General features: G+C 72.7%; 22 protein-coding genes, 1 pseudogene and 1 riboswitch. Of the genes and pseudogenes, 10 read left to right on the forward strand and 13 right to left on the reverse strand.

Going from position 1 to position 25,708, the window contains the following annotated elements:
* Nucleotides 1-336: 336 nt before the first annotated feature.
* On the forward strand, nucleotides 337-744 hold the full coding sequence (locus ACIQMR_RS05935) for a rodlin (RefSeq protein ID WP_401383369.1): 408 nt from the start codon (nucleotides 337-339) through the stop codon (nucleotides 742-744).
* A 94-nt stretch (nucleotides 745-838) separates the two neighbouring features.
* Here ACIQMR_RS05935 and ACIQMR_RS05940 read toward each other — a convergent pair whose 3' ends face one another.
* The 4 genes from ACIQMR_RS05940 to ACIQMR_RS05955 all read right to left on the reverse strand — a co-directional run bounded on the left by ACIQMR_RS05940 (nucleotide 839) and on the right by ACIQMR_RS05955 (nucleotide 4,839).
* Complete coding sequence (locus tag ACIQMR_RS05940; protein WP_401383372.1) at nucleotides 839-1,999, reverse strand: methyltransferase; 1,161 nt, start codon at nucleotides 1,997-1,999, stop codon at nucleotides 839-841.
* A gap of 12 nt (nucleotides 2,000-2,011) precedes the next feature.
* On the reverse strand, nucleotides 2,012-2,554 hold the full coding sequence (locus ACIQMR_RS05945) for a DM13 domain-containing protein (RefSeq protein ID WP_401383375.1): 543 nt from the start codon (nucleotides 2,552-2,554) through the stop codon (nucleotides 2,012-2,014).
* A gap of 58 nt (nucleotides 2,555-2,612) precedes the next feature.
* A complete protein-coding gene (gene kdgD, locus ACIQMR_RS05950) occupies nucleotides 2,613-3,554 on the reverse strand; it encodes a 5-dehydro-4-deoxyglucarate dehydratase (protein ID WP_401383378.1) in 942 nt (313 codons plus the stop codon).
* An 85-nt stretch (nucleotides 3,555-3,639) separates the two neighbouring features.
* Nucleotides 3,640-4,839: a mandelate racemase/muconate lactonizing enzyme family protein gene (locus ACIQMR_RS05955; RefSeq protein ID WP_401383380.1), complete on the reverse strand. Its 1,200-nt coding sequence runs from the start codon at nucleotides 4,837-4,839 to the stop codon at nucleotides 3,640-3,642.
* 127 nt (nucleotides 4,840-4,966) lie between these two features.
* On the opposite strand from ACIQMR_RS05955, the gene ACIQMR_RS05960 reads away from it, so the two are divergent.
* The gene (locus ACIQMR_RS05960; protein WP_401383383.1) at nucleotides 4,967-5,842 is read left to right on the forward strand and encodes a LysR substrate-binding domain-containing protein; all 876 of its coding nucleotides are present in this window, start codon (nucleotides 4,967-4,969) and stop codon (nucleotides 5,840-5,842) included.
* 201 nt (nucleotides 5,843-6,043) lie between these two features.
* Here ACIQMR_RS05960 and cobN read toward each other — a convergent pair whose 3' ends face one another.
* On the reverse strand, nucleotides 6,044-9,730 hold the full coding sequence (gene cobN, locus ACIQMR_RS05965; protein WP_401383386.1) for a cobaltochelatase subunit CobN: 3,687 nt from the start codon (nucleotides 9,728-9,730) through the stop codon (nucleotides 6,044-6,046).
* A 36-nt stretch (nucleotides 9,731-9,766) separates the two neighbouring features.
* Nucleotides 9,767-9,902, reverse strand: a riboswitch (cobalamin riboswitch).
* Between the two features lie 33 nt (nucleotides 9,903-9,935).
* Here cobN and ACIQMR_RS05970 point away from each other — a divergent pair.
* The 3 genes from ACIQMR_RS05970 to ACIQMR_RS05980 are packed head-to-tail and all read left to right on the forward strand — an operon-like array spanning nucleotide 9,936 to nucleotide 13,398.
* Nucleotides 9,936-11,264 (forward strand): cobalamin biosynthesis protein CobG, encoded by a 1,329-nt coding sequence (locus ACIQMR_RS05970; protein ID WP_401383388.1) that lies wholly within the window; start codon nucleotides 9,936-9,938, stop codon nucleotides 11,262-11,264.
* Nucleotides 11,261-11,902: a precorrin-8X methylmutase gene (locus ACIQMR_RS05975; RefSeq protein WP_401383391.1), complete on the forward strand. Its 642-nt coding sequence runs from the start codon at nucleotides 11,261-11,263 to the stop codon at nucleotides 11,900-11,902. The genes ACIQMR_RS05970 and ACIQMR_RS05975 overlap by 4 nt, the downstream gene beginning before the upstream one ends.
* Nucleotides 11,899-13,398 (forward strand): precorrin-2 C(20)-methyltransferase, encoded by a 1,500-nt coding sequence (locus tag ACIQMR_RS05980; RefSeq protein WP_401383393.1) that lies wholly within the window; start codon nucleotides 11,899-11,901, stop codon nucleotides 13,396-13,398. Before ACIQMR_RS05975 ends, ACIQMR_RS05980 begins: the two co-directional genes overlap by 4 nt.
* Before the next feature lie 84 nt (nucleotides 13,399-13,482).
* On the opposite strand, the gene ACIQMR_RS05985 is transcribed toward ACIQMR_RS05980, so the two are convergent.
* Nucleotides 13,483-14,646, reverse strand: coding sequence for a cobalt-precorrin-5B (C(1))-methyltransferase (locus tag ACIQMR_RS05985; protein WP_401383395.1), 1,164 nt, complete (start codon nucleotides 14,644-14,646; stop codon nucleotides 13,483-13,485).
* An 11-nt stretch (nucleotides 14,647-14,657) separates the two neighbouring features.
* Here ACIQMR_RS05985 and ACIQMR_RS05990 point away from each other — a divergent pair, with 11 nt between their 5' ends.
* The gene (locus ACIQMR_RS05990; RefSeq protein WP_401383398.1) at nucleotides 14,658-15,398 is read left to right on the forward strand and encodes a cobalt-precorrin-6A reductase; all 741 of its coding nucleotides are present in this window, start codon (nucleotides 14,658-14,660) and stop codon (nucleotides 15,396-15,398) included.
* 116 nt (nucleotides 15,399-15,514) lie between these two features.
* Here ACIQMR_RS05990 and cobM read toward each other — a convergent pair whose 3' ends face one another.
* Entirely contained in the window at nucleotides 15,515-16,270 is a 756-nt protein-coding gene (gene cobM, locus ACIQMR_RS05995) for a precorrin-4 C(11)-methyltransferase (protein WP_401383401.1), read from the reverse strand.
* Nucleotides 16,267-17,520 carry a precorrin-6y C5,15-methyltransferase (decarboxylating) subunit CbiE gene (gene cbiE / locus ACIQMR_RS06000; RefSeq protein ID WP_401383403.1) on the reverse strand — a complete coding sequence of 418 codons (1,254 nt, stop codon included), beginning with the start codon at nucleotides 17,518-17,520 and terminating at the stop codon, nucleotides 16,267-16,269. Before cbiE ends, cobM begins: the two co-directional genes overlap by 4 nt.
* A 168-nt stretch (nucleotides 17,521-17,688) precedes the next feature.
* Between cbiE and ACIQMR_RS06005 the strand changes: the two are divergent.
* Together ACIQMR_RS06005 and ACIQMR_RS06010 are read left to right on the forward strand one after the other, a co-directional pair.
* Nucleotides 17,689-18,147: pseudogene (locus tag ACIQMR_RS06005) on the forward strand (cation:proton antiporter regulatory subunit); the annotation flags it as partial.
* A gap of 185 nt (nucleotides 18,148-18,332) precedes the next feature.
* The gene (locus tag ACIQMR_RS06010; protein ID WP_401383406.1) at nucleotides 18,333-19,571 is read left to right on the forward strand and encodes a cation:proton antiporter; all 1,239 of its coding nucleotides are present in this window, start codon (nucleotides 18,333-18,335) and stop codon (nucleotides 19,569-19,571) included.
* Here the strand turns inward: ACIQMR_RS06010 and ACIQMR_RS06015 are convergent, their stop codons facing one another.
* Entirely contained in the window at nucleotides 19,572-19,700 is a 129-nt protein-coding gene (locus tag ACIQMR_RS06015) for a DUF6126 family protein (RefSeq protein WP_401383409.1), read from the reverse strand.
* Nucleotides 19,701-19,823: 123 nt separating this feature from the next.
* On the opposite strand from ACIQMR_RS06015, the gene ACIQMR_RS06020 reads away from it, so the two are divergent.
* Nucleotides 19,824-20,942: an LLM class flavin-dependent oxidoreductase gene (locus ACIQMR_RS06020; protein WP_401383412.1), complete on the forward strand. Its 1,119-nt coding sequence runs from the start codon at nucleotides 19,824-19,826 to the stop codon at nucleotides 20,940-20,942.
* A 2-nt stretch (nucleotides 20,943-20,944) separates the two neighbouring features.
* The gene (locus ACIQMR_RS06025; protein WP_401383414.1) at nucleotides 20,945-21,580 is read left to right on the forward strand and encodes an FMN reductase; all 636 of its coding nucleotides are present in this window, start codon (nucleotides 20,945-20,947) and stop codon (nucleotides 21,578-21,580) included.
* Nucleotides 21,581-21,646: 66 nt separating this feature from the next.
* Here ACIQMR_RS06025 and ACIQMR_RS06030 read toward each other — a convergent pair whose 3' ends face one another.
* The 4 genes from ACIQMR_RS06030 to ACIQMR_RS06045 all read right to left on the reverse strand — a co-directional run bounded on the left by ACIQMR_RS06030 (nucleotide 21,647) and on the right by ACIQMR_RS06045 (nucleotide 25,678).
* Nucleotides 21,647-22,501 carry an ABC transporter permease gene (locus ACIQMR_RS06030; RefSeq protein WP_266384252.1) on the reverse strand — a complete coding sequence of 285 codons (855 nt, stop codon included), beginning with the start codon at nucleotides 22,499-22,501 and terminating at the stop codon, nucleotides 21,647-21,649.
* A gap of 5 nt (nucleotides 22,502-22,506) precedes the next feature.
* Nucleotides 22,507-23,538, reverse strand: coding sequence for an ATP-binding cassette domain-containing protein (locus ACIQMR_RS06035; RefSeq protein WP_401383416.1), 1,032 nt, complete (start codon nucleotides 23,536-23,538; stop codon nucleotides 22,507-22,509).
* Between the two features lie 287 nt (nucleotides 23,539-23,825).
* Complete coding sequence (locus tag ACIQMR_RS06040; protein WP_401383419.1) at nucleotides 23,826-24,200, reverse strand: hypothetical protein; 375 nt, start codon at nucleotides 24,198-24,200, stop codon at nucleotides 23,826-23,828.
* A 143-nt stretch (nucleotides 24,201-24,343) separates the two neighbouring features.
* Nucleotides 24,344-25,678: a PLP-dependent aminotransferase family protein gene (locus ACIQMR_RS06045; RefSeq protein ID WP_401383422.1), complete on the reverse strand. Its 1,335-nt coding sequence runs from the start codon at nucleotides 25,676-25,678 to the stop codon at nucleotides 24,344-24,346.
* Nucleotides 25,679-25,708 lie beyond the last annotated feature (30 nt).

Consider the following 25,708-nt stretch of genomic DNA (forward strand, 5'->3'; position numbering starts at 1 on the left):
CATGAGAGACGCGTAGATGGGCTCCACCGAACGGTCCGCGAACGGCCTGGGCGCCGGCCTCCCACGATCCGCCGGCGCCGTGGGGCTCTCCGGTTCTCTACGGCTCGCCGGAATCAGCCCCTGCCGTTCCCAACGGCCCTTGTGCTCCGCCATGACCCCAATATCCCGTACCGCTCCTGTTCTGGGTGCAAAAGAACCGAACCGCTCCGTCCGGCGCCGATCCGCGCTCCGCTGTTCGGGTTACAGGCCGCAACCGCCACCCGGACGGCGCTGTTGATCATTGCGTCACTTCATCGGTGGAGTGCGCGTCCTGAAGAAGCCCTGAAGGGAATCATCATGAAGAAGCTGTGGGCAGCCGCGGCTGTGACCGCGTCTGTGGCCGGAGTCTCGCTGACCGCCGCCCCGCAGGCACTCGCCATCGGTGACGACGCCGGCACCACGTCGCTGAGCGGCAACGACGCCTCTCAGGTGTTCGGCAACTCGGCCACGTACGGCAACCAGAGCCCGCAGCTCAGCGCGGTTCAGGGCTCGTTGAACAAGCTCTGCGTCGGTCTGCCCGCCAAGGCCAACGCCGGCTCGCTCGTCGGCCTCGTGCCGGTGGGTGTCCAGGACGTCAACGTCCTGTCGAACCCGCAGAGCCAGCAGTGCGCGGAGAACTCGACCCAGGCCAAGGGTGACGAGCCGCTGTCGCACGTCCTGGACGACATCCCGGTGCTGTCCGGCAACGGCGTCAACAACCACTGAGAACCACTGAGCCCGCCCTGCCACGGCCCGGCCCAGGGGCCCGGTCCGAAGGATCGCTCGTCGATCGCCGGACCGGGCCCTTCGCCGTGGGTGCTCAGCGCTGCTTCACCGCGCGCAGGACCACGAACTTCGGGTTGCTCGCCACGGTCTCGCAGTTGCCGAAGAGCCGCCGCAGCTTGACGTGGTAGCCGAGGTGCCGGTTGCCGATCACCCACAGCTCACCGCCGGGCCGAAGTGCCCTGCGCGAGCCGCTGAACATGCGCCAGGACGTGCTGTCGGTCAGGGCGCGATGGGTGTGGAACGGCGGATTGTTCAGTACGAGGTCCACCGACTCGCGCTCCACTCCCGACAGCGCGTCACCGACCAGGAACCCGGCCTTGGCCGCCGGTCCCGCGTTCTCCCGGAACGTCGCCTCGGCGGAGGCGACGGCCTGGAACGACTCGTCCGTGAACACCACCTCGGCGTCCGGGTTCGCGACCGCCATCGCCGTACCGACCACACCGTTTCCGCAGCCCAGGTCCACGACCCGGAGCGGGCCGCGGCGGTCCGGAAGGTGCTGGAGGAGGAAGCGGGTGCCGATGTCGAGGTGCTCGGCGCAGAAGATGCCCGCGTGGTTGGTGACCGGCCGTCCCGACATCACCCCGATGTCGGTGGGCAGGTCGTAGCGGCGCGGCCAGGGATCGCCGGCGGGGGCGGATCCGAGCAGCGCGGGATCCGGGGTGCAGAAGATCAGCCGGGCCTTCTTCACGGCCAGCGAGGTCCGGGTCGGCCCGACGATCCGCTCGAACAGCTTCAGCGTGGAGGTGTGGATCTCCGTCACCATGCCCGTGCCGACGACGAGCGTGTCCGCGGTCAGCCGCGGCGCGAGGCGCCGCAGCTGGTCCTCCAGCAGGGCCAGGTTCTTGGGGACCCGGACCAGCAGGACGTCGATCCGGTCGGGCGGTGTGTCCTGCGTCGACAGCAGCCGTACGCCGGCGGCCTCGGCGGGAGTGCGGTTGCGGGCGAGATTCGCGCGGGTCGCCTGCTGGGTCAGATACGAGTCGCTGATCTGCACGGGCCGGTGCTCGGCGGCGAGCGCCGTGACCAGAGCGCCCCAGCGGTCGCCGAGGACGACGACCGTGCCCGCGACGGTCTCGCCCTCCAGGTGGCGCAGCAGGTACTCGTCGGAGGCGTCCCAGGCACGGAGCTGGTCACGGGGGTCCTCGGGGTAGCGGGTCAGCCCGAGGTCGCCCCATGACGTGGTGAAGATGTTCATCGTGCTCTCAGGCTACGCGGCCGCCCCGGACAGCTCGGCCGCGCCGAAGGAGACGTCGAAGCGGTCGCACCAGATGCTGACGCTGGTGTACCTGTTCAGGTCGACGCCGGCGGGCAGGGCGTAGTTCTGGTCGCCCTTGTTGCCCTTCAGTTCGCCGAGGCTGACGTACGCGCCGTCGTCGAAGACGTGCCAGCCGTCCTTGCCCTCCTTCACGGGCGCGTCGGTGAGCCAGACCCGCAGGGCGGGGCCGCTGCTGGTGTCCAGGCCCTCCAGCCGCAGGGTGCGGGAGCCGTCGGGCAGCTCGACGATCCTGACCTTGCCCTCGGTGGGGTGCTCATGGCTGATGAAGGTGCCCGTGGCCAGGACCTTCGGTCCGGCGGGGGAATCCGGGGAGGACGTGGTGCCCGGGGACGACGGGGACACGGCCGCCGCCGGAAGCTCCTCCCGTACGGTCTCGTCCAGCCACAGTTTCCAGGGCTGGAACCAGTACAGCCCGGCCGCGACGAGGAGCGTGCCGACGGCCAGACCGACGGAGATCACTGATTTCTTGCTCATGGGTCCATTGAAGTCCAGGTGACGGGCTCCGTGGGCGCTCGGACCGGTGACGGAATCCTTACGGCGCGGCAGGCCCGCCGGGACCACGGACGCCGCCGATGAGCGCGGCGAGCTCGTCGTGCTCGTCCGCGGTGAGGTCGGTCAGCGGCGGGCGGACCGGTCCCGCGCCGTGTCCGGTGACGGTCATGCCCGCCTTCACGATGCCCACGGCGTATCCCGGCTGCCGGTCGCGGATCGTGGTGTACGGCAGGACGAAGTCACCGAGCAGCTTGACGACGGCGTCGTGACGGCGCTCGCGCACGGCGCGGTGGAACTCCAGGGCGAGGTCGGGCAGGAAGTTGAAGATGGCGGACGAGTAGGTCGTGACGCCGAGTTCGAGATAGGGCAGGGCGAAGGTCTCGGCGGTGGGCAGGCCGCCGATGTAGGTGAGCCGTTCGCCGAGGCGGGTGTAGATCCGGGTCATGGTGTCGATGTCGCCGACGCCGTCCTTGTAGCCGATGAGGTTCGGGCAGCTGTCGGCGAGCCGGGCGAGGGTGTCGGCGGTGTAGACGGCGTTGGCGCGGCTGTAGACGATGACGCCGAGCGAGGTGGCGCGGCAGACGGCCTCGACGTGGCGGGCCAGGCCCTCCTGCCCGGCCTCGGTGAGATACGGCGGGAAGAGCAGGATCCCGTCGGCACCATCGCGCTCCGCGGCGGCGGCGAACTCGACCGCGGTACGGGTGCCGTAGCCGGCCGGGGCGAGGACCGGGGTCGACTCGGGCGCGGTCCGCGCGGCGGCGCGGACGACCTGCCCCACCTCGCCGGGGGTGAGCGAGAAGAACTCGCCGGTGCCGCCCGCGGCGAACAGGCCGCCGGTCTCGTACGCGGAGAGCCGGGCGATGTGGTCGCGGTAGGCGCTCTCGTCGAAGGCGAGGTCGGACGGTCTGAAGTGGGTCACCGGGAACGACAGCAGCCCGGACCCGATGCGACGGCCGAGCTCGGCCGGGGTGAAGGACGTCATCTGCGTACTGCTCCAGAGGTGAAGGGGAAGGCGGCGGGAGAACTGACGCGCTCCGGAGGAGAACCGGGCCGCGGTGGGCGGCGCGTCAGGCGCGGGTGCCGGTCTCGTACGTCGCCACGGTCCAGGCGCGGGCCTGGTCGCTGAGGGTGATGCCGAGGCCGGGGCGGGACGGGACGTGCATCCGGCCGTCGCCGATGTGCAGGCGCTCGTCGAAGAGCGGCTCCAGCCAGTCGAAGTGCTCCACCCACGGCTCGGACGGATAGGCGGCGGCCAGGTGGAGGTGGATCTCCATGGCGAAGTGCGGTGCGAGCTGCAGCTGGTGGTGGTCGGCGAGCGCGGCCAGCTTGAGGAACTGGGTGATGCCGCCGATGCGCGGGGCGTCGGGCTGGATGATGTCCGCGGCGCCGGTGCGGATCAGCTCCCAGTGCTCGGCCACGCCGGCGAGCATCTCGCCGGTGGCGACGGGCGTGTCCAGGGAGGCGGCGAGCGCGGCGTGGCCCTGGGCGTCGTACGCGTCCAGCGGCTCCTCGATCCATACGAGGCCGAACTCCTCCAGTGCCCGCCCCATGCGCTGGGCGGTGGGCCGGTCCCACTGCTGGTTGGCGTCGACCATGAGCGGCACGTCGTCGCCGACGTGCTCGCGCACGGCGGTCAGCCGGCGCAGGTCCTGCTTGCCGTCGGGGTGGCCCACCTTGATCTTCAGGCCGCCGATGCCGCTGGCGAGCGAGGCCGTGGCGTTCTCCAGCACCTCTTCTGTGGGGGTGTGCAGAAAGCCGCCGGAGGTGTTGTAGCAGCGCACGGAGTCCCGGTGAGCGCCGAGGAGCTTGGCCAGCGGCAGGCCCGCGCGCTTGGCCTTGAGGTCCCACAGGGCGATGTCGAACGCGGCGACGGCCTGCGTGGCCAGTCCGCTGCGGCCCACCGAGGCGCCGGCCCAGACGAGCTTGGTCCAGAGCCTGCCGATGTCGCTGGGGTCCTCGCCGATCAGGTTCGGGGCGATCTCCTGGGCGTGGGCGAACTGGCCGGGGCCGCCGGCGCGCTTGGCGTAGCTGAAGCCGATGCCCTGGTGACCGGCCTCGGTGGCCAGCTCCACGAAGAGGAACGCGACCTCGGTCATGGGCTTCTGGCGGCCGGTCAGGACCTTCGCGTCGCTGACCGGGGTGGCCAGCGGCAGGGTCACCGAGGACAGCTTGATCCAGGAGATCGTGTCGAGCGTCGCCTCGCCCGCGCCATGCGCGCCATGCGCGGCGTGCGCGGCCTTCGTGGTCGTCTGCGTCGTGGTCACCACATCGTCTCCCTGGGTGTGAGGCGGGCGGTCCTTGCGTCGGTCACTCGACTACGCCCACGACGCTAAGGTCGGCGATCGATCCACGTCCAACATTAGTTTTGGATGTACTGATACCGGGAGGGCATGGTTGTTCACGCTGACGCAACTGACGAGCTTCGTCGCCGTCGCAGAGGAACTGCACTTCACCCGGGCCGCCGAACGGCTCCGGATGACCCAGCCCCCACTGAGCCGGCAGATCCAGCTGCTGGAGAGCGAGCTGCGCGTACAGCTCCTGGACCGCACCAACCGGTCCGTGCGGCTCACGCCGGCGGGACGCGCCTTCCTGAACGAGGCGCGCCGCATCCTGCGCCAGTCGGAGCACGCCACCCTCGCCGTACGGCAGGTCTCCGCCGGGGAGGCCGGCGCCATCGCCGTCGGCTTCACGGCGGCGAGCGCCTACTCCACGCTCGGCAAGCTGCTCGGCATCGCCCGCGAGACCATGCCGGGCACCGAGATCGTGCTGCGCGAGATGGTCACCCGCGACCAGCTGGAGGCCCTGACCGAAGGCGCACTCGACCTCGGCATGGTGCGTCCGGCGGCGATCGGTCCCGATCTGGAGACACGGCCGGCCATCCGGGAGGGTCTGCTCGCGGCCCTGCCCACCGGCCACCCGTTCACCGGCGGCGAGGAGCCGCTGCAGGTCGAGGACTTCGACGGGCAGGAGTTCCTCATGTACTCGCCCGTGGAGGCGCGCTACTTCCACGAGTTGCTGATCAGCGTCTTCCGCACCGCGCAGGTCGCGCCCGTGTTCGTCCAGTACCTCAGCCAGGTCCACAGCATCCTGGCGATGGTCAACGCGGGCTGGGGCATCGCGCTCGTCCCCGAGGCGGCGGCCCAGATGCGGTTCGCGGGCATCACGTTCAGGGCCGTCGCGCTGCCCGTGCCGCAGCCGGTCGAGCTGAACCTGGTGTGGCGCAAGGCCAACGACAACCCCGCGCTGCACGCGCTGCTGCGTCATCTGTGAGGTGGTCCGGGCGCCGGTGATGCCGCCGCCCGGACACCGGTGATGCCGGATGTCACTTCACCGCGGCCCGCAGACTCCCCATCGTCACAGGCCTGTTGCTGTCCACCGGCATCATCGTCCGCAACTACCTGTCCGACCGTGCTCGCCGACGGCAAACCAATAAGGCAACCGCGAAGGTCCGCCGGACAGGCCCTGCCGGACCTAGGCGCCGCCCTCTTCCAGGTCCCCTTCCGTCTCCAGGAACACCTGGCGCAGCGCCTCGATCACCGCCGGGTCGGGCTTCTCCCACATGCCACGGGACTCCGCCTCCAGCAGTCGCTCCGCGATTCCGTGCAGGGCCCAGGGGTTCGCCTGCTGGAGGAACTCGCGGTTCTCGGGGTCCAGGACGTACGCCTCGGTGAGCTTGTCGTACATCCAGTCGGCGACCACGCCGGTCGTGGCGTCGTAGCCGAACAAGTAGTCCACGGTCGCGGCGAGTTCGAAGGCCCCCTTGTAGCCGTGGCGGCGCATCGCCTCGATCCACTTGGGGTTGACGACCCGGGCGCGGAAGACGCGCGAGGTCTCCTCGACGAGGGTGCGGGTGCGGACCGTCTCGGGGCGGGTGGAGTCGCCGATGTATGCCTCGGGCGCGGTCCCGCGCAGGGCACGCACGGTGGCGACCATGCCGCCGTGGTACTGGAAGTAGTCGTCGGAGTCGGCGATGTCGTGCTCGCGGGTGTCCGTGTTCTTCGCCGCGACCGCGATCCGCTTGTACGCCGTCTCCATCTCGTCGCGGGCCGGGCGGCCTTCGAGGCCCCGGCCGTACGCGTAGCCGCCCCACACCGTGTAGACCTCGGCGAGGTCGGCGTCGGTGCGCCAGTCGCGGGAGTCGATGAGCTGGAGCAGTCCCGCGCCGTACGTACCCGGGCGGGAGCCGAAGATACGGGTGGTGGCGCGGCGTTCGTCGCCGTGGGCGGCGAGGTCGGCCTGGGCGTGGGCCCGTACGAAGTTGTCAGCGGCGGGCTCGTCGAGCGAGGCGGCCAGCCGGACCGCGTCGTCGAGAAGACCGATGACGTGCGGGAAGGCGTCCCGGAAGAAGCCGGAGATACGGAGGGTCACGTCGATGCGCGGGCGGCCCAGCTCGGCGAGCGGGATCGGCTCCAGGCCGTTGACGCGGCGCGAGGCGTCGTCCCAGACCGGGCGGACGCCGAGCAGCGCCATCGCCTCCGCCACGTCGTCGCCCGCCGTGCGCATCGCGCTCGTACCCCACAGGGAGAGGCCGACGGAGGAGGGCCAGTCACCGTTGTCGGTGCGGTAGCGGGTGAGCAGGGACTCGGCGAGGGCCTGGCCGGTCTCCCAGGCGAGGCGGGAGGGCACGGCCTTGGGGTCGACGGAGTAGAAGTTGCGGCCCGTCGGCAACACGTTGACGAGGCCGCGCAGGGGCGATCCGGAGGGGCCGGCCGGTACGGCGCCGCCGTTCAACGCGTGGACGGCGTGGTCGAGTTCGTCGGTCGTCGCGGCGAGGCGCGGGACGACCTCACGGGCGGCGAAGTCGAGGATGTCGGCGACGGCCTGCCCGTGCCCCTGGGACACGGAGGCGACGGCGGCCGGATTCCAGTCGGCCGCCTCCATCGCCTCGACCAGCGCGCGGGCGGCCGCCTCCGCCTCGTCGGCGGTGGTGCGGGTCGCGGCCGACTCGTCGAGGCCGAGGGCTTCGCGCAGCCCGGGCAGGGCCGTCGCACCGCCCCAGATCTGGCGGGCGCGGAGGATGGAGAGGACCAGGTTGACCCGCTCGGGACCGGTGGGGGCGCCGCCGAGGACATGCAGACCGTCGCGGATCTGGGCGTCCTTGACCTCGCACAGCCAGCCGTCGACGTGCAGCAGGAAGTCGTCGAAGCCGTCGTCGTCGGGGCGGTCGTCCAGCCCGAGGTCGTGGTCGAGCTTCGCGGCCTGGATCAGGGTCCAGATCTGGGCGCGGATGGCGGGGAGCTTCGCCGGGTCCATCGAGGAGATCTGCGCGTACTCGTCGAGCAGTTGCTCCAGGCGCGCGATGTCGCCGTAGGAGTCTGCGCGGGCCATCGGCGGGACGAGATGGTCGATGAGGGTGGCGTGCACCCGGCGCTTGGCCTGGGTGCCCTCGCCCGGGTCGTTGACGAGGAACGGGTAGACCAGCGGCAGATCACCGAGTGCGGCGTCCGGCGCGCAGGCGGCGGACAGTCCGGCGTTCTTGCCGGGCAGCCACTCCAGGTTGCCGTGCTTGCCGAGGTGGATCATCGCGTCGGCGCCGAAGCCGCCGTCCGACGCGGCGGCCGCGATCCAGCGGTAGGCGGCCAGGTAGTGGTGCGAGGGCGGCAGGTCGGGATCGTGGTAGATCGCGATCGGGTTCTCGCCGAAGCCGCGCGGCGGCTGGATGACGATCAGGAGGTTCCCGCGGCGCAGGGCCGCCAGGACGATGTCGCCTTCGGGGTTGCGGGAGCGGTCCAGGAACATCTCGCCGGGCGCGGGACCCCAGTGCTCCTCGACGTGCTCGCGCAGCTCCGCGGGCAGGGTCGCGTACCAGCGCCGGTAGTCGGCGGCGGGGATGCGGACCGGGTTGCGGGCGAGCTGCTCCTCGGTGAGCCAGTCCTGGTCGTGGCCGCCCGCCTCGATGAGCGCGCGGATCAGCTCGTCGCCGTCGCCCGATGACAGACCGGGGATCTCCTCGGCGCCGAAGTCGTAGCCCTCGTCGCGGAGTCGGCGCAGCAGCGTGACGGCGGACGCGGGGGTGTCGAGGCCGACCGCGTTGCCGATGCGGGAGTGCTTCGTCGGGTACGCGGAGAGGACGAGCGCGAGGCGCTTCTCGGCGTTCGGGATGTGGCGGAGCCGGGCGTGGCGTACCGCGATCCCGGCGACGCGGGCCGCGCGCTCGGGGTCGGCGACATAGGCCGGGAGGCCGTCCTCGTCGATCTCCTTGAAGGAGAACGGGACGGTGATCAGCCGCCCGTCGAACTCGGGCACGGCGACCTGGCTGGCGGCGTCCAGCGGGGACAGGCCCTCGTCGCTCTCCTCCCAGGCGCTGCGCGACCCGGTCAGACACAGCGCCTGGAGCACGGGCACGTCGAGCGCGGCGAGCGCGCCCGCGTCCCATGCCTCGTCGCCCGCCCGTCGCCCATCACCACCCTGAACGGCGGCGCTTCGCACCGTCACCTCCATCTCGGCGGCCTGTGCTTCGGCCGGCCTGGTGCCGCCGGCGGCGAGGACCGTGGTCACGACGGCGTCGGCGCCGCCGAGCCGGTCGACCAGCTCGGGCTCGGGGGCGCGGAGCGAGGCGACGTAGAGGGGAAGGGCCTGGCCGCCCGCGTCCTCGATGGCGTCGCAGAGGGCGCCGACGAAGGCGGTGTTGCCGCTCATGTGGTGGGCGCGGTAGTAGAGCACGGCGACCGTGGGGCCGGTCGTGCCGCGCGGGACGCGGTCGAGGGGACCCCAGGTGGGGGCGGGAGCCGGGGGCTCGAAGCCGTGGCCGGTGAGCAGGACCGTGTCGGACAGGAACCGGGCGAGCTGCTCCAGGTTGTCCGGGCCGCCGTGTGCGAGGTAGGCGTGCGCCTCGGCCGCGATGCCGATGGGGACGGTGGAGGCCTCCATCAGCTGGGCGTCCGGAGCCTGTTCGCCGGTGAGCACGACGACGGGCCGGTCGTGGGCGAGCACGGCGTCGATCCACTCCTGCCAGGCGCGGATGCCGCCGAGGAGGCGTACGACGACGAGGGCGGTGCCCTCGAGGAGCTCGGGCAGCTCGTCGAGGCGGAGGCGGGAGGGGTTCGCGAAGCGGTACGGAACCGGTCCCGCGGCCGCGCGGGCGCTGAGCAGGTCCGTGTCGGAGGTCGACAGCAGCAGGATCGTGGGCGTCGCCGGGGGCGTCGTCGCGTGCGTCATCGCGTGCGCAGGCCTTCCTCGGGGTTTCCGCGCCCCGGGTGGTCGTCGTCGGCGGGAGTTCCTGACTCACCCGGCCGCCAAGTCGAGGCCCGGTTCACAGTGGCGGGACCGCGCCGGATTCTCACCGGGCTTCCTCCCTAGGGTCCTGGGACCCTGTGCCGTCTGCATAGTAGAGGCTGCCTGCGCCGTGGGTATGCTCGCGGCCATGCCGCCCACACCCACAACCCCGGCGGACCCGGGCGAACCTCGCATACGGGACCGAGGTGACGCCTGCCCCGGCGCGCTGCGGCTGCACGCGGCGGACGACGGGCCACTGGCCCGACTCCGCGTACCCGCCGGACTTCTGACGGCGCGTCAGCTCATGGTGCTGGCCGATGCGGCGGAGCGACTGGGCGACGGTGCGGTCAGCATCACGTCCCGGGGGAACGTGGAACTGCGCGGCCTCGCCGGGGGATGCGGTGCGGAGCTCGCGGGGCTGCTGCGGGAGTGCGGCCTGTTGCCGTCCGACACCCATGAGCGGGTGCGCAATGTCGTGGCCTCGCCGCTGGCCGGACTCGACGGACTCGGCTGTGGCGACGTGCAGTTGTGGGCGCGGGAGCTGGACGCGCTGCTGTGCGCGAGCGGCCGGGCGGCGCGGCTCTCGGGCCGTTTCCTGTTCGCCCTGGACGACGGGCGGGGAGATGTGGCGGGACTCGGCGCGGATGTGACCTTGCTCGCAGAGGCGGAGGGTTCGGCGGTCCTACGGGTGGGCGCCGCCGCCTTCCGCGTACGCGCGGACGACGCGGCGCGGGCCGCGTTGGCGGCTGCGGGCGCCTTCCTGGAAGCGGCGTCGGACACGGGCGCGTGGCGGGTACGGGAACTGCCGGCGGACCGGGAGCCGGCACTGGGGGCGCACCTGGAGCGAGCGGGCGTCCCGGCGGAGGCCCGGCCCCCGGAGCCCCGCGTCCGCGACACCGTCGAGGCTGTGCGGGCGGGACCTCTGCCGGGGATCGTGAAGGGGCCCGGCGGCTGGTCCCTTTCCGTGGCCGCGCCGCTCGGGCGGCTCGGCGTCGCACAACTGCGGCACCTTCTCCCCGCTCCGGGCGGCGAGGTGCGGCTCACCCCGTGGCGCGGGGTCGTCGTGCCCGGGTTCGGCAGCCGGGACGTGGCCGGGGCCCGGCTCGGGCGGCTCGCCGACGCGGGGTTCGTCACGGACGCCGGCTCCCCCTGGTACGGGGTCGGCGCCTGCACCGGCCGCCCCGGGTGCGCCAGGTCGCTGGCCGACGTACGGGCCGACGCGACGGCCGGCGTACGGGCCGGCACGGCTGCCCGCCACGGCGGTCCGCCGGTGTACTGGTCCGGCTGCGAGCGCCGCTGCGGCCGGCCCCACGGCGCTTACGTGGACGTCGTGGCCACGGCCGACGGCACGTACCGCGTCACCGAGCCGTTCTCCGGCACCACCTCCACTTCCGCCCACGCCTCCGCCCAGACCCCTGCCTCTGCCGCCGACCGGACCGACACCCGGGCCCAGGACCGTACGAGTACGACGAAATGAGCGAGACCACAGTGTTCGACTACGAGAAGGACGGCGCGGAGATCTACCGCCAGTCCTTCGCCACGATCCGCGCCGAGGCCGACCTCGCCGCGCTGCCCGCCGACGTCAGCCAGGTCGCGGTGCGGATGATCCACGCCTGCGGCATGGTCGACCTCGTCCGCGATCTCGTGTACTCGCCCGCTGTCGTGGCCCGCGCCCGCGCGGCCCTGCGCGCCGGTGCGCCGATCCTCTGCGACGCGCAGATGGTCGCGAGCGGTGTCACCCGCAAGCGGCTGCCCGCCGACAACGAGGTGATATGCACGCTGTCGGACCCGTCCGTGCCCGCGCTCGCCGCGGACCTCGGAACGACCCGCAGCGCCGCCGCCCTCGAACTGTGGCGCGACCGGATGGAGGGCTCGGTCGTCGCCGTCGGCAACGCGCCCACCGCTCTCTTCCGGCTCCTGGAGATGATCGGCGAGGGAGCGCCCCGCCCGGCGGCCGTCATCGGCGTCCCGGTGGGCTTCATCGGCGCCGCCGAGTCCAAGGACGCCCTCGCCGGACACGGCGGCGGCATCGAGCACCTGGTGGTACGGGGGCGGCGCGGCGGCAGCGCCATGGCCGCGGCGGCGATCAACGCGATAGCGAGTGAGGCAGAGTGAGCACGCAGCAGGCCGGCCGACTGTACGGAGTCGGGCTGGGTCCCGGCGACCCGTCCCTGATGACTCTGCGGGCGGTCGAAGTCATCGCCGAGGCCGACGTGGTGGCGTACCACAGTGCCCGCCACGGCCGGTCCATCGCGCGTTCCATCGTGGCGAAGCACCTGCGCTCCGACCACATCGAGGAGCGGCTGATGTACCCGATCACGGTGGAGACCACCGACCATCCCGGCGGGTACCGCGGCGCGCTCGACGACTTCTACGAGGAGGCGGCGGAGCGGCTCGCGGCGCACCTCGACGCCGGGCGGACCGTGGCCGTGCTCGCCGAGGGCGATCCGCTCTTCTACGGCTCGTACCAGCACATGCACAAGCGGCTGGCCCATCGCTATCCGACCGAGGTGATCCCCGGGGTCACCTCGGTGAGCGCGGCCGCCGCACGGCTCGGGGAGCCGCTGTGCGAGGCCGAGGAAGTGCTGACGATCATCCCGGGCACACTGCCCGAGGAGGAGCTGACGGCCCGTCTCGCCGCCACCGACTCCGCGGTGGTGATGAAGCTGGGGCGCACCTTCCCCGCCGTGCGGCGCGCGCTGGACCGGGCAGGGCGGCTGGAGGACGCGCGGTACGTCGAGCGCGCCACGATGGACGGCGAGCGCACGGAGCGGCTGGCGGACGTGGACCCGGAGTCGGTGCCGTACTTCTCGGTGGCGGTGCTGCCGAGCCGTGTCGACGCCGTGCCTCCCGCCGCGCGTCCCCGGGGCGAGGTCGTGGTCGTCGGCACCGGCCCGGCCGGGCCGCTGTGGCTGACGCCGCAGACGCGGGGCGCGCTGGCCGGCGCCGACGACCTGGTGGGCTACACGACCTACCTCGACCGGGTGCCGGAACGGGCGGGCCAGCGGCGCCACGGCTCCGACAACAAGGTGGAGTCGGAACGCGCCGAGTTCGCACTGGACCTGGCCAGGCGGGGCCGGCGCGTGGCCGTGGTGTCGGGCGGCGACCCCGGGGTCTTCGCCATGGCCACGGCGGTGCTGGAGGTCGCCTCCCAGGAGGCGTACGCGGACGTGCCCGTACGTGTCCTGCCGGGCGTCACCGCGGCGAACGCGGCAGCGGCCAGGGCCGGGGCCCCGCTGGGCCACGACTACGCCACGATCTCCCTCTCCGACCGGCTCAAGCCGTGGGAGGTCGTCGAGGAGCGCCTGCGCGCGGCGGCCGCGGCCGACCTCGTGCTCGCCCTCTACAACCCGGGCTCGCGCAGCCGCGACTGGCAGGTGGCGAAGGCCCGCGAGGTCCTCCTGGCCCATCGGGCCGCGGACACCCCGGTCGTCGTCGCCCGCGACGTGGGCGGTCCGCAGGAGAGCGTACGGATCGTCCGCCTCGCCGAACTCGACCCGGCGGTCGTCGACATGAGGACGCTGCTGCTGGTCGGCTCGTCACAGACGCGGACCGTGTCGCGGGGCGACGGCACGACGGTGGCCTGGACTCCGCGGACGTATCCGGACTGAGCGAAGGCAGGAGCCGGGGGCGAGAGACGGAGGCGGGAGCCGGGGGCGAGAGTCCCCGCTTCGTCCGGGCTTCGGAGAGGTGCGTCAGGGCTTCGGGGAGGTGGGGGCCGGGGTGGCGGTCCCCGGTCCCGCCGACGTGCTGCGTCCCACGATCGTGCCCGCCCGGTCGATGCACACCACGTCCACCGTGACTGGCGCCCCCCGGAGCACCGCGAGCGCCTGGTCGCGGGCGGCCAGGGCCACGAGGTCGCCGAGCGGCACGCCGCGGGCGGCGCACAACTGGAGTGCGGCGAGGCCGGTGTTGGCGGTGGCCACCTCCGCCGCCAGTGCCTCGTCCGCGCCGCCCGCCCGGGCCAGTTCCGCGAGGAAACCCTTGTCGACCTGGGAGCGGGCGGAGTGCAGGTCCAGGTGCCCGGCGGCGAGTTTCGACAGCTTGGCGAAGCCGCCGCAGACGGTGAGCCGGTCGACCGGGTGCCTGCGTACGTACTTGAGCACCGCGCCCGCGAAGTCGCCCATGTCGAGCAGGGCGTCCTCCGGGAGGCCGTAGAGCCCCACGACCGTCTTCTCCGACGTCGATCCCGTGCACCCGGCGACATGGGTACGGCCCGCCGCCCGCGCCACGTCGACGCCTCGGCGGATCGAGTCGATCCAGGCCGAGCAGGAGTAGGGGACGACGATCCCGGTCGTGCCGAGGACGGACAGCCCGCCGAGGATGCCGAGGCGCGGGTTCCACGTGGAACGGGCGATCTCCTCGCCGTGGTCGACGGAGACGGTGATCTCGGCGTCGCCGGTGCCGCGGTGACGGGCCGCGACCCGCGCCACGTGGTCGCGCATCATCTGGCGCGGCACGGGGTTGATCGCGGGCTCGCCGACGTCGAGGGGCAGCCCGGGGCGGGTGACGGTGCCGACGCCGGGCCCGGCCCGGAACACCACACCGGAACCGGGCGGCAGGATCCGTACCGTCGCCCGGACCAGCGCGCCGTGGGTGACGTCCGGGTCGTCGCCGGCGTCCTTCACGACGGCCGCCATCGCGTACCCGGCCGTCAGCTCCTCCGCGGCCAGCGCGAACGCCGGCGTCTGCCCCTTCGGCAGCGTGATCGTCACCGGGTCGGGGAAGTCACCGGTGAGCAGCGCGGTGTACGCGGCGGTCGTCGCGGCGGTCGCGCAGGCGCCGGTGGTCCAGCCGGGGCGGAGACCGGTGTGCTTGAGTTGGGCGCCGCGCCCGCCCGCGGCCGTCGGCTCACCCATGGAGGTCCCCCGTGCACATCCTCGTCCTCGGCGGTACGACGGAGGCCCGCGCCCTCGCCGAATCGCTGCACGCGGACGGTTCGGGGACACGTGTGACGACATCGCTGGCCGGACGGGTCGCGGCGCCGAGGCTGCCGCCGGGCGAGGTCCGGATCGGCGGCTTCGGCGGGGCGGAGGGCCTCGCCGCCTGGCTGCGCGAGCACCAGGTGGACGTGCTCATCGACGCCACCCATCCTTTCGCCGGAACGATCAGCTTCAACGCGGCGCGCGCCGCGGACCAGGCCCATGTTCCCCTGCTCGCGCTGCGGCGGCCCGGGTGGGCCCCGGTCGCGGGCGACGACTGGCACTTCGCCGACTCCCTGGAGGAGGCGGCGCCGGCCCTCCCGGGGCTCGGCAGGCGGGTCTTCCTCACCACCGGCCGCATGGGCCTGGCGGCGTTCGCCGGGCTGGAGGACCTCTGGTTCCTGGTCCGCTCCGTGGACGCCCCGGAACCCCCGCACCCGCCCCGGATGCGGATCCTCCTGGACCGCGGCCCCTTCACCCTCGACGGCGAACGGGAACTGCTCCGGCGCCACCGCATCGACGTCCTGGTCACGAAGGACAGCGGCGCGGCGGCGACCTCCGCCAAGCTCACCGCCGCCCGCGAAGCGGGCATCCCGGTCCTCGTGGTCCGCCGCCCTCCGGTACCGGAGGGCGTCCCGGTGGCGACGACGCCGGCACAGGCGCTGGCCTGGGTGGCGACGCGGGTGTGACCGTCCCTGCCGGGCCCGGTGCCCGCGGGCCCGATTCCGGGTGGACGGCCGTGCCCTCCCGCCCGGTCTCGGCCGGTGCAGACGTGCCGCTCTCGGCCGGTGCAGGCGTGCCGCTCTCAGTCGGTGCAGGCGTGCCGGTCGCGGGCCGGGTCGTACAGGTGGCTGTCCCGGAACTGGGACGCCGCCAGCGTGCGGCCCACGATGATCACCGCGGTCTTCGTGATGCCCGCCGCCTTCGTCCGGGACGCGATGTCCTCCAGCGTGCCCCGCAGCACCACCTCGTCCGGGCGGCTGGCCATGGCCACCACCGCGGCCGGGCAGTCGGCGCCGTAGTGCGGCAGCAGCTCGGCGACGACACGGTCGACGTAGCGGGCCGCGAGGTGGAGGACGAGGAGGGCGCCGCTGCGGGCCAGCGTGGGCAGGTCCTCGCCGGGCGGCATGGGCGTGGCCTGCTGGGCGATGCGGGTCAGGATGACGGTCTGGCCGACGGTCGGGACGGTGAGTTCGCGCTTGAGCGCGGCCGCGGCGGCCGCGAAGGCCGGGACGCCCGGGACGACCTCGTACGGGATGCCCGCCGCGTCGAGCCGTCGCATCTGTTCCGCGACGGCGCTGAAGACCGAGGGGTCGCCCGAGTGCAGGCGGGCGACGTCGTCGCCCTCCTCGTGTGCACGGACGAACTCCGCGGTGATCGCGTCGAGATCGAGCCGGGCGGTGTCGACGAGGCGCGCGTCCGGGGGGCATTCGGCGAGGAGCTCGCGCGGGACGAGGGAGCCCGCGTACAGGCAGACCCGGCAGGACGCGAGTGTCCGCGCGCCGCGCACGGTGATCAGGTCGGCGGCGCCGGGGCCCGCGCCGATGAAGTAGACGGTCATGTGGAGGCTCCATCGGGGGTTCTGGTGACGGTCCATTGCGTGACGGGCATCGCCTGGCGCCAGCCGGTGAAGCCGCCGACGGGTACGGCGTGGGCCACCGCGAGCCGTACCAGTTCGCCGCCGTGCCGCCGGTACCGGTCGGCCAGCAGCGCCTCGGACTCCAGCGTCACGGTGTTCGCGACGAGCCGTCCGCCCTCCGGCAGCGCGTCCCAGCAGGCGTCCAGCAGGCCGGGCGCGGTGAGCCCGCCGCCGATGAACACCGCGTCGGGGGTGGGGAGTCCCGCGAGCCCGGAAGGCGCGGCGGCGGTGACGACCCGCAGGGCCGGCACGCCGAGCGCCTCCGCGTTACGGGCGATGCGTCCGGCCCTGCCCGCGTCCCGTTCGACCGTGATCGCCCGGCACGAACGGTGCGTGCGCATCCACTCGATCGCGATCGAGCCGGATCCGCCTCCGATGTCCCACAGCAGTTCCCCGGGCGCGGGCGCGAGCGCGGCGAGCGTCGCGGCCCGCACATGGCGCTTGGTGAGCTGGCCGTCGTTCTCGTACGCCTCGTCCGGCAGTCCGGGGACGGCGCCGAGTCGCAGGGCGCCCGCCGCGCGGACGCACTCGACGGCGATGACATTGAGCGGGTCGCCGGGCGGGTGGTCCCACCCCTCGGCGGTGCCGGACCGCTCGTGCTCCCGCCCGGAACCCAGTTGTTCCAGCACCCGGAGCCGGCTGGGGCCGAAGCCCTTCGCGGTGAGCAGCGCCGCCACCTCGCCCGGGGTCGACGCCCCCGCGCTCAGCACCAGTACCCGGCGGCCGTCGTGCAGCGCGGCGGTGAGCGAGCCGGGCGGCCTGCCGACCAGGGTCACGGTCTCGGTCTCCTCCAGCGGCCAGCCGAGGCGAGCGCAGGCGTACGAGAGGGAGGACGGATGCGGCAGGACGCGCAGCGCGCCGACGCCCGCGATCTCGGCGAGCGTGCGGCCGATGCCGTAGAACATCGGGTCGCCGCTCGCGAGGACCGCCGTGCGCCGTCCGGCGTGCGCGGCGAGCAGACCCGGCACGGCGGGTCTCAGGGGTGACGGCCAGGTGACCCGCTCGCCCGCGCACTCGGCGGCGGGCAGGAGGCCGAGCTGTCGTGCGCCCCCGATGAGGACGTCGGCGTCGCGCAGGGCCGCCCGCGCCGAGGGACTCAGCCCGTCCCAGCCGTCGGCACCGATCCCGACGACGGAAACGGCGGGGTCGGTCGGACGACGGTCGGCACTCACGGACCGTGACTCTACTGTCCGCGCAGGTGGGCACCAGTGCGCGGGCACGAGACCCCGGTCACCGGTGTGCACGGTCATCAAAGATCATGTAATGGTACGGTAAAGAAACATCCGTTCGGCATCCGTACGGCCCACTGCTCAACTCCTGTGCCGCCCCGGGAGGCAGCCATGGGTACACGACGCACCTCCCTGCCGGGCGTCGGCACGCAGTACGACTTCACCACCGAGAGCGGCCGCCACCTCTCCGTCGTCATCCACCAGGACGGCCGCCGCTTCCTCGGCTTCTACTCGGCCGACGACCCCGACGCGTGCGACGCCACCGTGCCGCTGTCGCCGGACGAGGCGACCGCGCTCGCCCACCTCATCGACCCGGCCCCCATCGAGGCCGTGCGCACCGACGGGATCGACCTCGTCACCGAGCACATCCCCGTCTCGGCCCGCTCCCCTTACGCGGGGCGGCTGCTCGGCGACACCCGTGCCCGTACCCGCACCGGTGCCTCGATCGTCGCCGTACTGCGCCGGACCAGCGCCCATCCGTCCCCGGGGCCGGAATTCCGGCTCGCGCTCGGGGACACGCTCGTGGTGGTCGGCACCCGGGAGGGGGTGGACTCGCTCGTCGAGATCATCTACGGACCCGATTCCGGGCCCGGGCCCGAGCCCGAGAGCGCGTCCGGGTCCGAGCCGGAACACGGACCTGGACCCGGCGGACCCGGCCCCGGACCGGCAAACGGACCCGGACCGGGAAGCGGACCCGGACCGGGAAGCGGACCCCGGAGCGGACCCGGATCCACCCCCGCGCCGGGAGGCTGACCGTGCACAACACGACCTCCCTGCTCATCGAACTCGGCGCGATCATCCTGACGCTCGGACTGATCGGCCGGTTCGCCGGACGTATCGGGCTCTCCCCGGTACCGCTCTATCTGCTGTCCGGTCTCGCCTTCGGCACGGGCGGCCTGCTGCCGCTCAGCGCCAGCGAGGACTTCATCGCCGCAGGCGCCGAGATCGGCGTGATCCTGCTGCTTCTGCTGCTCGGCCTGGAGTACAGCGCGTCCGAGCTGGTGACGAGCCTGCGCACGCAGTACCCGTCGGGCCTCGTGGACTTCGTCCTCAACGCGCTGCCCGGCGCGGGCGCGGCGCTGCTGCTCGGCTGGGGGCCGGTGGGCGCCGTGGCACTCGGCGGAGTCACCTGGATCTCCTCCTCGGGCGTGATCGCGAAGGTACTGACGGACCTGGGCCGGCTCGGCAATCGCGAGACCCCGGTGATCCTCGGCGTCCTCGTCATCGAGGACCTGTCGATGGCCGTCTACCTGCCCCTGCTCACGGCGCTGCTCGCGGGCCTCGGCCTGGCCGGCGGCAGCATCACGCTGCTGATCGCCGTGGGCACGGTCTCCGTCGTTCTGTACCTCGCGCTCCGTCACGGCCGGGTGATCAGCCGCGCCGTCTCCTCCGACAACCCGGAGCTGCTGCTCCTGGTGGTGCTGGGGCTCACCCTGCTGGTCGCCGGGCTGGCGCAGGAACTGCAGGTGTCGGCGGCGGTGGGCGCGTTCCTGGTCGGCATCGCGTTGTCGGGCGAGGTCGCGGAGGGCGCGCGCCGGCTGCTCAGCCCGCTGCGGGACCTCTTCGCGGCGGTCTTCTTCGTCTTCTTCGGGCTGTCGACCGATCCCACCGCGATCCCGCCCGTCCTGCTGCCCGCGCTGCTGCTGGCGCTGGCGACCACCGTCACCAAGATCGCCACCGGCTGGTACGCGGCCCGGCGCGGCGGCATCGGCTCGCGCGGCCGGCTCCGGGCGGGCGGCGCGCTCGTCGCCCGCGGCGAGTTCTCGATCGTCATCGCGGGTCTCGCGGTCGCCGTCGAGCCGCGGATCGGGCCGCTCGCCACCGCGTACGTGCTGATCCTGGTGGTCCTCGGCCCGCTCGCCGCCCGCTGGACGGAGCCCACGGTCCATCGCGTCCAGTCCTGGCTCCGGCACGGGCCGAGCCCGCTGCCACCGCACGGCACGGCGCGCGAGGCGGCACCGGACGAGGTCGCGTCGTCGCCACGGAGCGGCTGATCACTTCCGGGCGTGCTCGCCCACGTGGAAGAGCAGCCGGACGAAGCCCGCGAACGCGTGGGTGGCGAGGACGTACACGAAGACGCGCGGCGCGACACCGCGCTCCTTGCAGCGCTCGCTCCGGCTCATCCACGGTCTCCCGAGGGACGGATACGCCGCCTCGGAGTACGGGCGGAATAGAACCCCGGGTCACCGTCGTTCCCCCACACAGTTTAAGGTTCAACCAAATCGAACCCCCTGGAGGCGAGCGCGATGCAGTTCGGGATCTTCACCGTCGGTGACGCGACCACCGATCCGACCAACGGCCGGACCCCGACCGAGAACGAGCGGATCAAGGCGATGGTCGCCATCGCGCTGAAGGCCGAGGAGGTCGGACTCGACGTCTTCGCGACCGGCGAGCACCACAACCCGCCGTTCGTGCCGTCGTCCCCGACCACCATGCTGGGCCACGTCGCGGCGCGCACCGAGAACCTGATCCTCTCCACGTCCACGACGCTGATCACCACCAACGACCCGGTGAAGATCGCCGAGGACTACGCGATGCTCCAGCACCTCGCGGACGGCCGGGTCGACCTGATGATGGGCCGCGGCAACACCGGTCCGGTCTACCCGTGGTTCGGCCAGGACATCCGACAGGGCATCCCGCTCGCCATCGAGAACTACGCCCTGCTCCGCAAGCTGTGGCGGGAGGACGTCGTCGACTGGGAGGGCAAGTTCCGTACGCCGCTGCAGGGCTTCACGTCCACGCCGCGGCCGCTGGACGGCGTCCCGCCCTTCGTGTGGCACGGGTCGATCCGCTCGCCGGAGATCGCCGAGCAGGCCGCGTACTACGGCGACGGCTTCTTCCACAACAACATCTTCTGGCCCGCGGAGCACACGAAGCGGATGGTCGAGCTGTACCGCAAGCGGTACGCGCACTACGGGCACGGCACCCCGGAGCAGGCGATCGTCGGTCTCGGCGGACAGGTGTTCATGCGGAAGAACTCGCAGGACGCGGTCCGGGAGTTCCGCCCGTACTTCGACAACGCGCCCGTCTACGGGCACGGCCCGTCGATGGAGGACTTCATCGAGCAGACACCGCTGACCGTCGGCTCCCCTCAGCAGGTCATCGACCGGACCCTCGGCTTCCGGGAGTCCGTGGGCGACTACCAGCGCCAGCTGTTCCTGATGGACCACGCGGGCCTTCCGCTGAAGACCGTCCTGGAGCAGCTCGACATTCTCGGCGAGGAGGTCGTGCCGGTGCTGCGCAAGGAGTTCGCCAACCTGCGGCCCGCCGGGGTCCCCGACGCGCCCGTCCACCCGGCCGTCGCCGCGCGCCGGACCGCCACCACCTCCGACGCCACTCCCGCCGCTCCCTCCAAGGAGGCCTGACCATGGAGCAGCTGAAGCTCGTCGCCGTATCGGCGGGGCTGAGCAGCCCCTCGTCGACCCGGCTGCTGGCCGACCGGCTGGCGGACGCGGCGCAGGAGCGGCTCGCCGAGCAGGACCGCAAGGTGGAGGTCGAGGTCGTCGAACTCCGCGACCTGGCCACCGCCATCGCCAACAACCTGGTGACCGGCTTTCCCTCGCCCGCGCTCGGGGCCGCGATCGACGCGGTGACGGGTGCGGACGGCGTGATCACGGTGACGCCGGTCTTCACGGCCTCGTACAGCGGGCTGTTCAAGTCGTTCTTCGACCTGATCGACCCGCAGGCGCTGACCGGGAAGCCGGTGCTGATCGCGGCCACCGGCGGCACCGCCCGGCACTCGCTCGTCCTCGACCACGCGCTGCGGCCGCTCTTCGCGTATCTGCGGGCGCTGGTCGTACCGACCGCCGTGTACGCGGCGTCGGAGGACTGGGGCTCGGGCGGCGACGAGTACACCGAGGGCCTGCCCACGCGGATACGCAGGGCCGGCGGTGAACTGGCCGGGCTGATGGTCACCACCCGGGACGCGCGGGACGCACGGGCGGAGGAGTCCGGTGAAGCGACGGACTACGAGCGGCAGCTGGCGGACCTGCGCTTCGACTGACGCTCTCGGGCGGCGGCCGGTGGTTCCACCCCCGTGGGAGCCACCGGCCGCCGCCGCGCCCCGCTCTCACTTCCGGTTGTAGAGCCGCATCGTGACCGCGCCGAAGCCGATCACGAAGAGCGCACCCCAGCCCAGCGTCCAGGCGATCTCCGCCGCCGGCCAGTTGCCCGCCATCAGCTCCCGTACCGCCGTGGCCAGATGGGTGACCGGGCTGTTGTTGACGAAGGCCTGCAGCCAGCCCGGCATCGTCTTCGGGTCGACGAAGACGTTGCTCAGGAAGGTCAGCGGGAAGATCACCATCATGCTGACGCCCATCACGGACTTCTCCGTGCGCAGCAGCAGCCCGAACATCGTCCAGATCCACGAGAAGGCGAAGGAGAAGACGAGCAGCAGCGCGACGCCGAGCAGCACACCGACGAACCCGCCCTCCGGCCGGTAGCCGATGATCACGCCGACCGTCAGCATCACGGCGGACGCAATGACGTAGCGGACCACGTCGCCGAGGAGATACCCGACCATCGGCGCGGGCCGCCAGATCGGCAGCGTACGGAAGCGGTCGAAGACACCCTTGTCGATGTCGGTGTTGATGGCCACGCCCGTGTACATCGTGATCATCACGACGCTCATCACGAGGATGCCCGGCAGCAGGAACTGGATGTACGCGTCGACCGAGCCGGCCAGTGCCCCTCCGAAGAGGTACGTGTACATCAGCACCATCATGATCGGGAACGCCGTGACGTCGAAGAGCTGCTCCGGCACATGCTTGATCTTGAGCATGGCCCGCCAGCCGAAGGTCATCGACGCCGAGAGGGCGCTCGGCCGCGGCGGGCGCTCCTTGGCGACGAGGAGGGCGGCCAGATCCTCGGTTCTCGGGCCGGCGAAGGTGACGTCCTCGGCCTCCTGCGTGGCCGTGGTGCTCATGGTGCTCATGCGGCGGGCTCCTTCTCGATGGTCTCCGCGTTCTCGGCGTTCTCCGCGCTCCCCGAGGTCCCGGTGTCGGGCCTGCGGTCGGTGAGGGCGAGGAAGACCTCGTCCAGGCTGGGCTGGCCCAGCGAGAAGTTGTCGACGGTGATGCCCTCCCGGGCCAGTTCGGCCAGTGCCGAAGCGGCCTGTTCCGCGGCGCCGAGCTCCGTGCCGTGGCCGTTGACCCGGGCCGTGAGGGCGACCGGGTCCGGGTCGAGCTGGACCGTCGCTTTCAGTGCGACGGTCAGGACGCGCTCGGCGTCCGGGCGCTGGTGGGCGTCGCGCAGCCGGACGTGGACGGCACCCGAGCCGACCGACGCCTTCAGCTCGCCCTTGGTGCCCTCGGCGATCACCCTGCCGTGGTCGATGACGGCGATACGGGACGCCAGCTGATCGGCCTCGTCCAGATACTGCGTGGTCAGCAGTACCGTCGTGCCCTGGGCCACGACGGCCCGCACGATGTCCCAGACCTGGTTGCGGCTGCGCGGGTCGAGTCCGGTGGTCGGCTCGTCCAGGAACAGCAGGTCGGGCGTGCTGAGGATGGACGCGGCGATGTCGATACGGCGCCGCATACCGCCCGAGTAGTTCTTCACCTGGCGGTCGGCTGCCTCCGACAGCCCGAAGGCGCTCAGCAGCTGGGCGGCGCGGTCCCGCGCGGCCGGCTTGCCGTGGCCGAGCAGCCGGCCGAGCAGCAGCAGGTTCTCGGTGCCGGTCAGGTCCTCGTCGACCGAGGCGTACTGCCCGGTCAGGCTGACCCTGCCGCGCACGGCGTCGGCGTCCTTCAGCACGTCGTGGCCGAAGACCCGCGCCTCACCGCCGTCCGGTCTCAGCAGGGTGGCCAGCACCTTCACCGTGGTCGTCTTGCCCGCGCCGTTCGGGCCCAGGAGGCCGTAGACGGTGCCGGCGGGGACGCGGAGGTCGACGCCGTCGACGGCCCGGTTGTCGCCGAACACCTTCACCAGGCCGGTCGTCTCGATGGCCAGATCTGTACTCATCGTCGGGTTCCTTCGGTTCCTTCGCCGGAGCGGACGCGAAAAGGCCTTCCAAGGGGTACAGACTGGTGCTGCCCCGAAAACTCACCGCACGGCACGACACGATGGCACGCCACGACCCACACGTCACGACATGACGAGGCACGGCGGCCGGACCGTGATCCGGCAGCCGCGCCTCGCAGGGCACAGCTGATCAGGGGCAGTGCAGGGACGGCGGCGGGGCCGGTCCTCGTGCACGGTCAGTCCTCGTGCACGGAGAACGAGTCAGTCCTCGTACACGCAGAACGAGGTCAGTCCTCGTGCACGTAGAAGGTGTAGAACATCACGCAGAACGTCGCCGCCGTGATGATCACGGCCAGGACGATCGCTGTGAGGACGCTGTCCCCGGACAGGCTGTTCAGATAGCCGACCGCGACGCCGACGAGCGCCGCGTACGCCACTGCGCGGAGCCCTCGCGGCAGGCGGTGCTGATAGCGGCCGAGCGCGTAGCAGAGCCCTGCCAGCACCAGGCAGGAGATGAGCCCGATCGCGAACTGCGCGCCCGCGGACTCTCCGGACGTACGGGCGATGAAGGACGTGTAGAGGCCGTAGAGGACACCGATCACGACCGGCAGCGCGATGCCGAGGGAACCGAGGTGCCGCGCGGGCACCGTCGTGTGGGCCATGGCAGAGCTCCTTCCGCTCCATCCACTTCTCCATCCACCAGCGGACACCCGCACGGCAGCCGCGGCAAGTGGATCAGGCCCGGACCCCCGGCCGGAGGCCGATCTGGAGGCCGATCCGGAGGCCGACCCGGAGGCCGATCCGGCTACGAGGCCAGGGCGGCCAGGTGCCGCAGCGCCCGCGCCAGCTCCTCCTCCGGTGGCGAGGCCAGCCCGATCCTGACCGCGTCGGGCGCCGAGCGGGCACCGGACGCGAAGGCCGAGCCGGGCGTCACCGCGATCCCGCGCTGGGCCGCGGCGGCGACGAACGTCTCGGCACGCCATGGCGCGGGAAGCCGCCACCAGCAGAAGTACGCCCGCGGATCGGTGCTGATGTCGAAGCCGCCCAGCACCTGGCGCACCAGCCGGTGGCGCGCCGCCGCATCGGCCCGCTTGGCCGCGACCACCGCTTCGACGACACCCGTCCCGCTCCATCGCGTCGCCGCCGCCAGGGCGAACCCGGCGGCGCTCCAGCCGCCCGAGCGCAGGGCCCGGGCCAGCGCCTCCCGGTGCGCGGCGGGCGGGACGAGGTAGCCGACGGTCAGCCCGGGTGCGAGCCGCTTGGAGAGGCTGTCCACCAGCAGGGTCCGTTCGGGCGCGTGAGCGACGAGCGGAGCCGGGGCGTCGGGCGCGAGGAACGCCCAGGTGGTGTCCTCGACCGCGATCAGCCCCGTCGACTCCAGCACCTCCGCGACGGCGGCCCGCCGCGCCGCGCCCGCGGTCAGGGCCAGCGGATTGTGGAGGGTCGGCTGGACGTAGACGGCGGAGAGCGCGGCCGTGCGGTGCGCGGTGGCGAGCGCGTCCGGTCGTATGCCCTCCGCGTCCGTCGCGATCGGGACGAGGACGGCACCGAGCCGTTCGGCGATCGTCTTGACCAGCGGATACGTCAGTGTCTCGACGCCGAGCCGGCCGCCGGGCGGCACCAGTGAGGAGATGGCGCCCGCGATCGCCTGGCGCCCGTTCCCCGCGAAGAGGATCCGCTCGGGGCCGGGGGTCCAGCCGTTCCTGGCCAGCACCGCGGCCGCGGCGGCACGCGCTTCGGGAGTGCCGTCGGGAGCCGTCGGCCGGGTCGCCACGGCGAGGACGTCGGGGCGGGCCAGGGCGGCGAGTTCCCGAGCCATCAGCTCCGACTGACCGGCCACGACCGGATAGTTGAGCTCCAGGTTGATCGGCACCCCGCCGATCCCCTCGGTGAGCGCGGTTCCCGGCGGCGCGGACGCCCCGTGCTCCGCGGACGCCGCGCGTACGAACGTCCCCCGTCCCACCTCGCCCACGACGAGTCCTCGCCGGACCAGTTCGCCGTAGACCCTTATCGCCGTGGACGGCGCGATCCGGCGCCCGCGCGCGTAGGTCCGCTGCGGCGGCAGCCGGTCGCCGGGCCTGAGCCGGCCGGCCGCGATGTCGGCCGCGATCTCGTCGGCGAGCCGTCTGAAGTCCTGCACCGCGCACCCCCGTCAGCATTGCACCGAGAG

The sequence above is a fragment of the Streptomyces sp. NPDC091376 genome, assembly GCF_044757085.1.
GTDB lineage: Bacteria > Actinomycetota > Actinomycetes > Streptomycetales > Streptomycetaceae > Streptomyces > Streptomyces pratisoli.

Coding starts and splice junctions, on each gene's coding strand:
- ACIQMR_RS06040 (WP_401383419.1), bottom strand. CDS start 24,200: ATGGCCCACACGACGGTGCCCGCGCGGCACCTCGGTTCCCTCGGCATC.
- ACIQMR_RS05975 (WP_401383391.1), top strand. CDS start 11,261: ATGAGCGAGACCACAGTGTTCGACTACGAGAAGGACGGCGCGGAGATC.
- cobM (WP_401383401.1), bottom strand. CDS start 16,270: ATGACCGTCTACTTCATCGGCGCGGGCCCCGGCGCCGCCGACCTGATC.
- ACIQMR_RS06015 (WP_401383409.1), bottom strand. CDS start 19,700: ATGAGCCGGAGCGAGCGCTGCAAGGAGCGCGGTGTCGCGCCGCGCGTC.
- cobN (WP_401383386.1), bottom strand. CDS start 9,730: ATGACGCACGCGACGACGCCCCCGGCGACGCCCACGATCCTGCTGCTG.
- ACIQMR_RS05935 (WP_401383369.1), top strand. CDS start 337: ATGAAGAAGCTGTGGGCAGCCGCGGCTGTGACCGCGTCTGTGGCCGGA.
- kdgD (WP_401383378.1), bottom strand. CDS start 3,554: ATGACGTCCTTCACCCCGGCCGAGCTCGGCCGTCGCATCGGGTCCGGG.
- ACIQMR_RS05940 (WP_401383372.1), bottom strand. CDS start 1,999: ATGAACATCTTCACCACGTCATGGGGCGACCTCGGGCTGACCCGCTAC.
- ACIQMR_RS06030 (WP_266384252.1), bottom strand. CDS start 22,501: ATGAGCACCACGGCCACGCAGGAGGCCGAGGACGTCACCTTCGCCGGC.
- ACIQMR_RS06020 (WP_401383412.1), top strand. CDS start 19,824: ATGCAGTTCGGGATCTTCACCGTCGGTGACGCGACCACCGATCCGACC.
- ACIQMR_RS06025 (WP_401383414.1), top strand. CDS start 20,945: ATGGAGCAGCTGAAGCTCGTCGCCGTATCGGCGGGGCTGAGCAGCCCC.
- ACIQMR_RS05985 (WP_401383395.1), bottom strand. CDS start 14,646: ATGGGTGAGCCGACGGCCGCGGGCGGGCGCGGCGCCCAACTCAAGCAC.
- ACIQMR_RS05945 (WP_401383375.1), bottom strand. CDS start 2,554: ATGAGCAAGAAATCAGTGATCTCCGTCGGTCTGGCCGTCGGCACGCTC.
- ACIQMR_RS06035 (WP_401383416.1), bottom strand. CDS start 23,538: ATGAGTACAGATCTGGCCATCGAGACGACCGGCCTGGTGAAGGTGTTC.
- ACIQMR_RS05970 (WP_401383388.1), top strand. CDS start 9,936: ATGCCGCCCACACCCACAACCCCGGCGGACCCGGGCGAACCTCGCATA.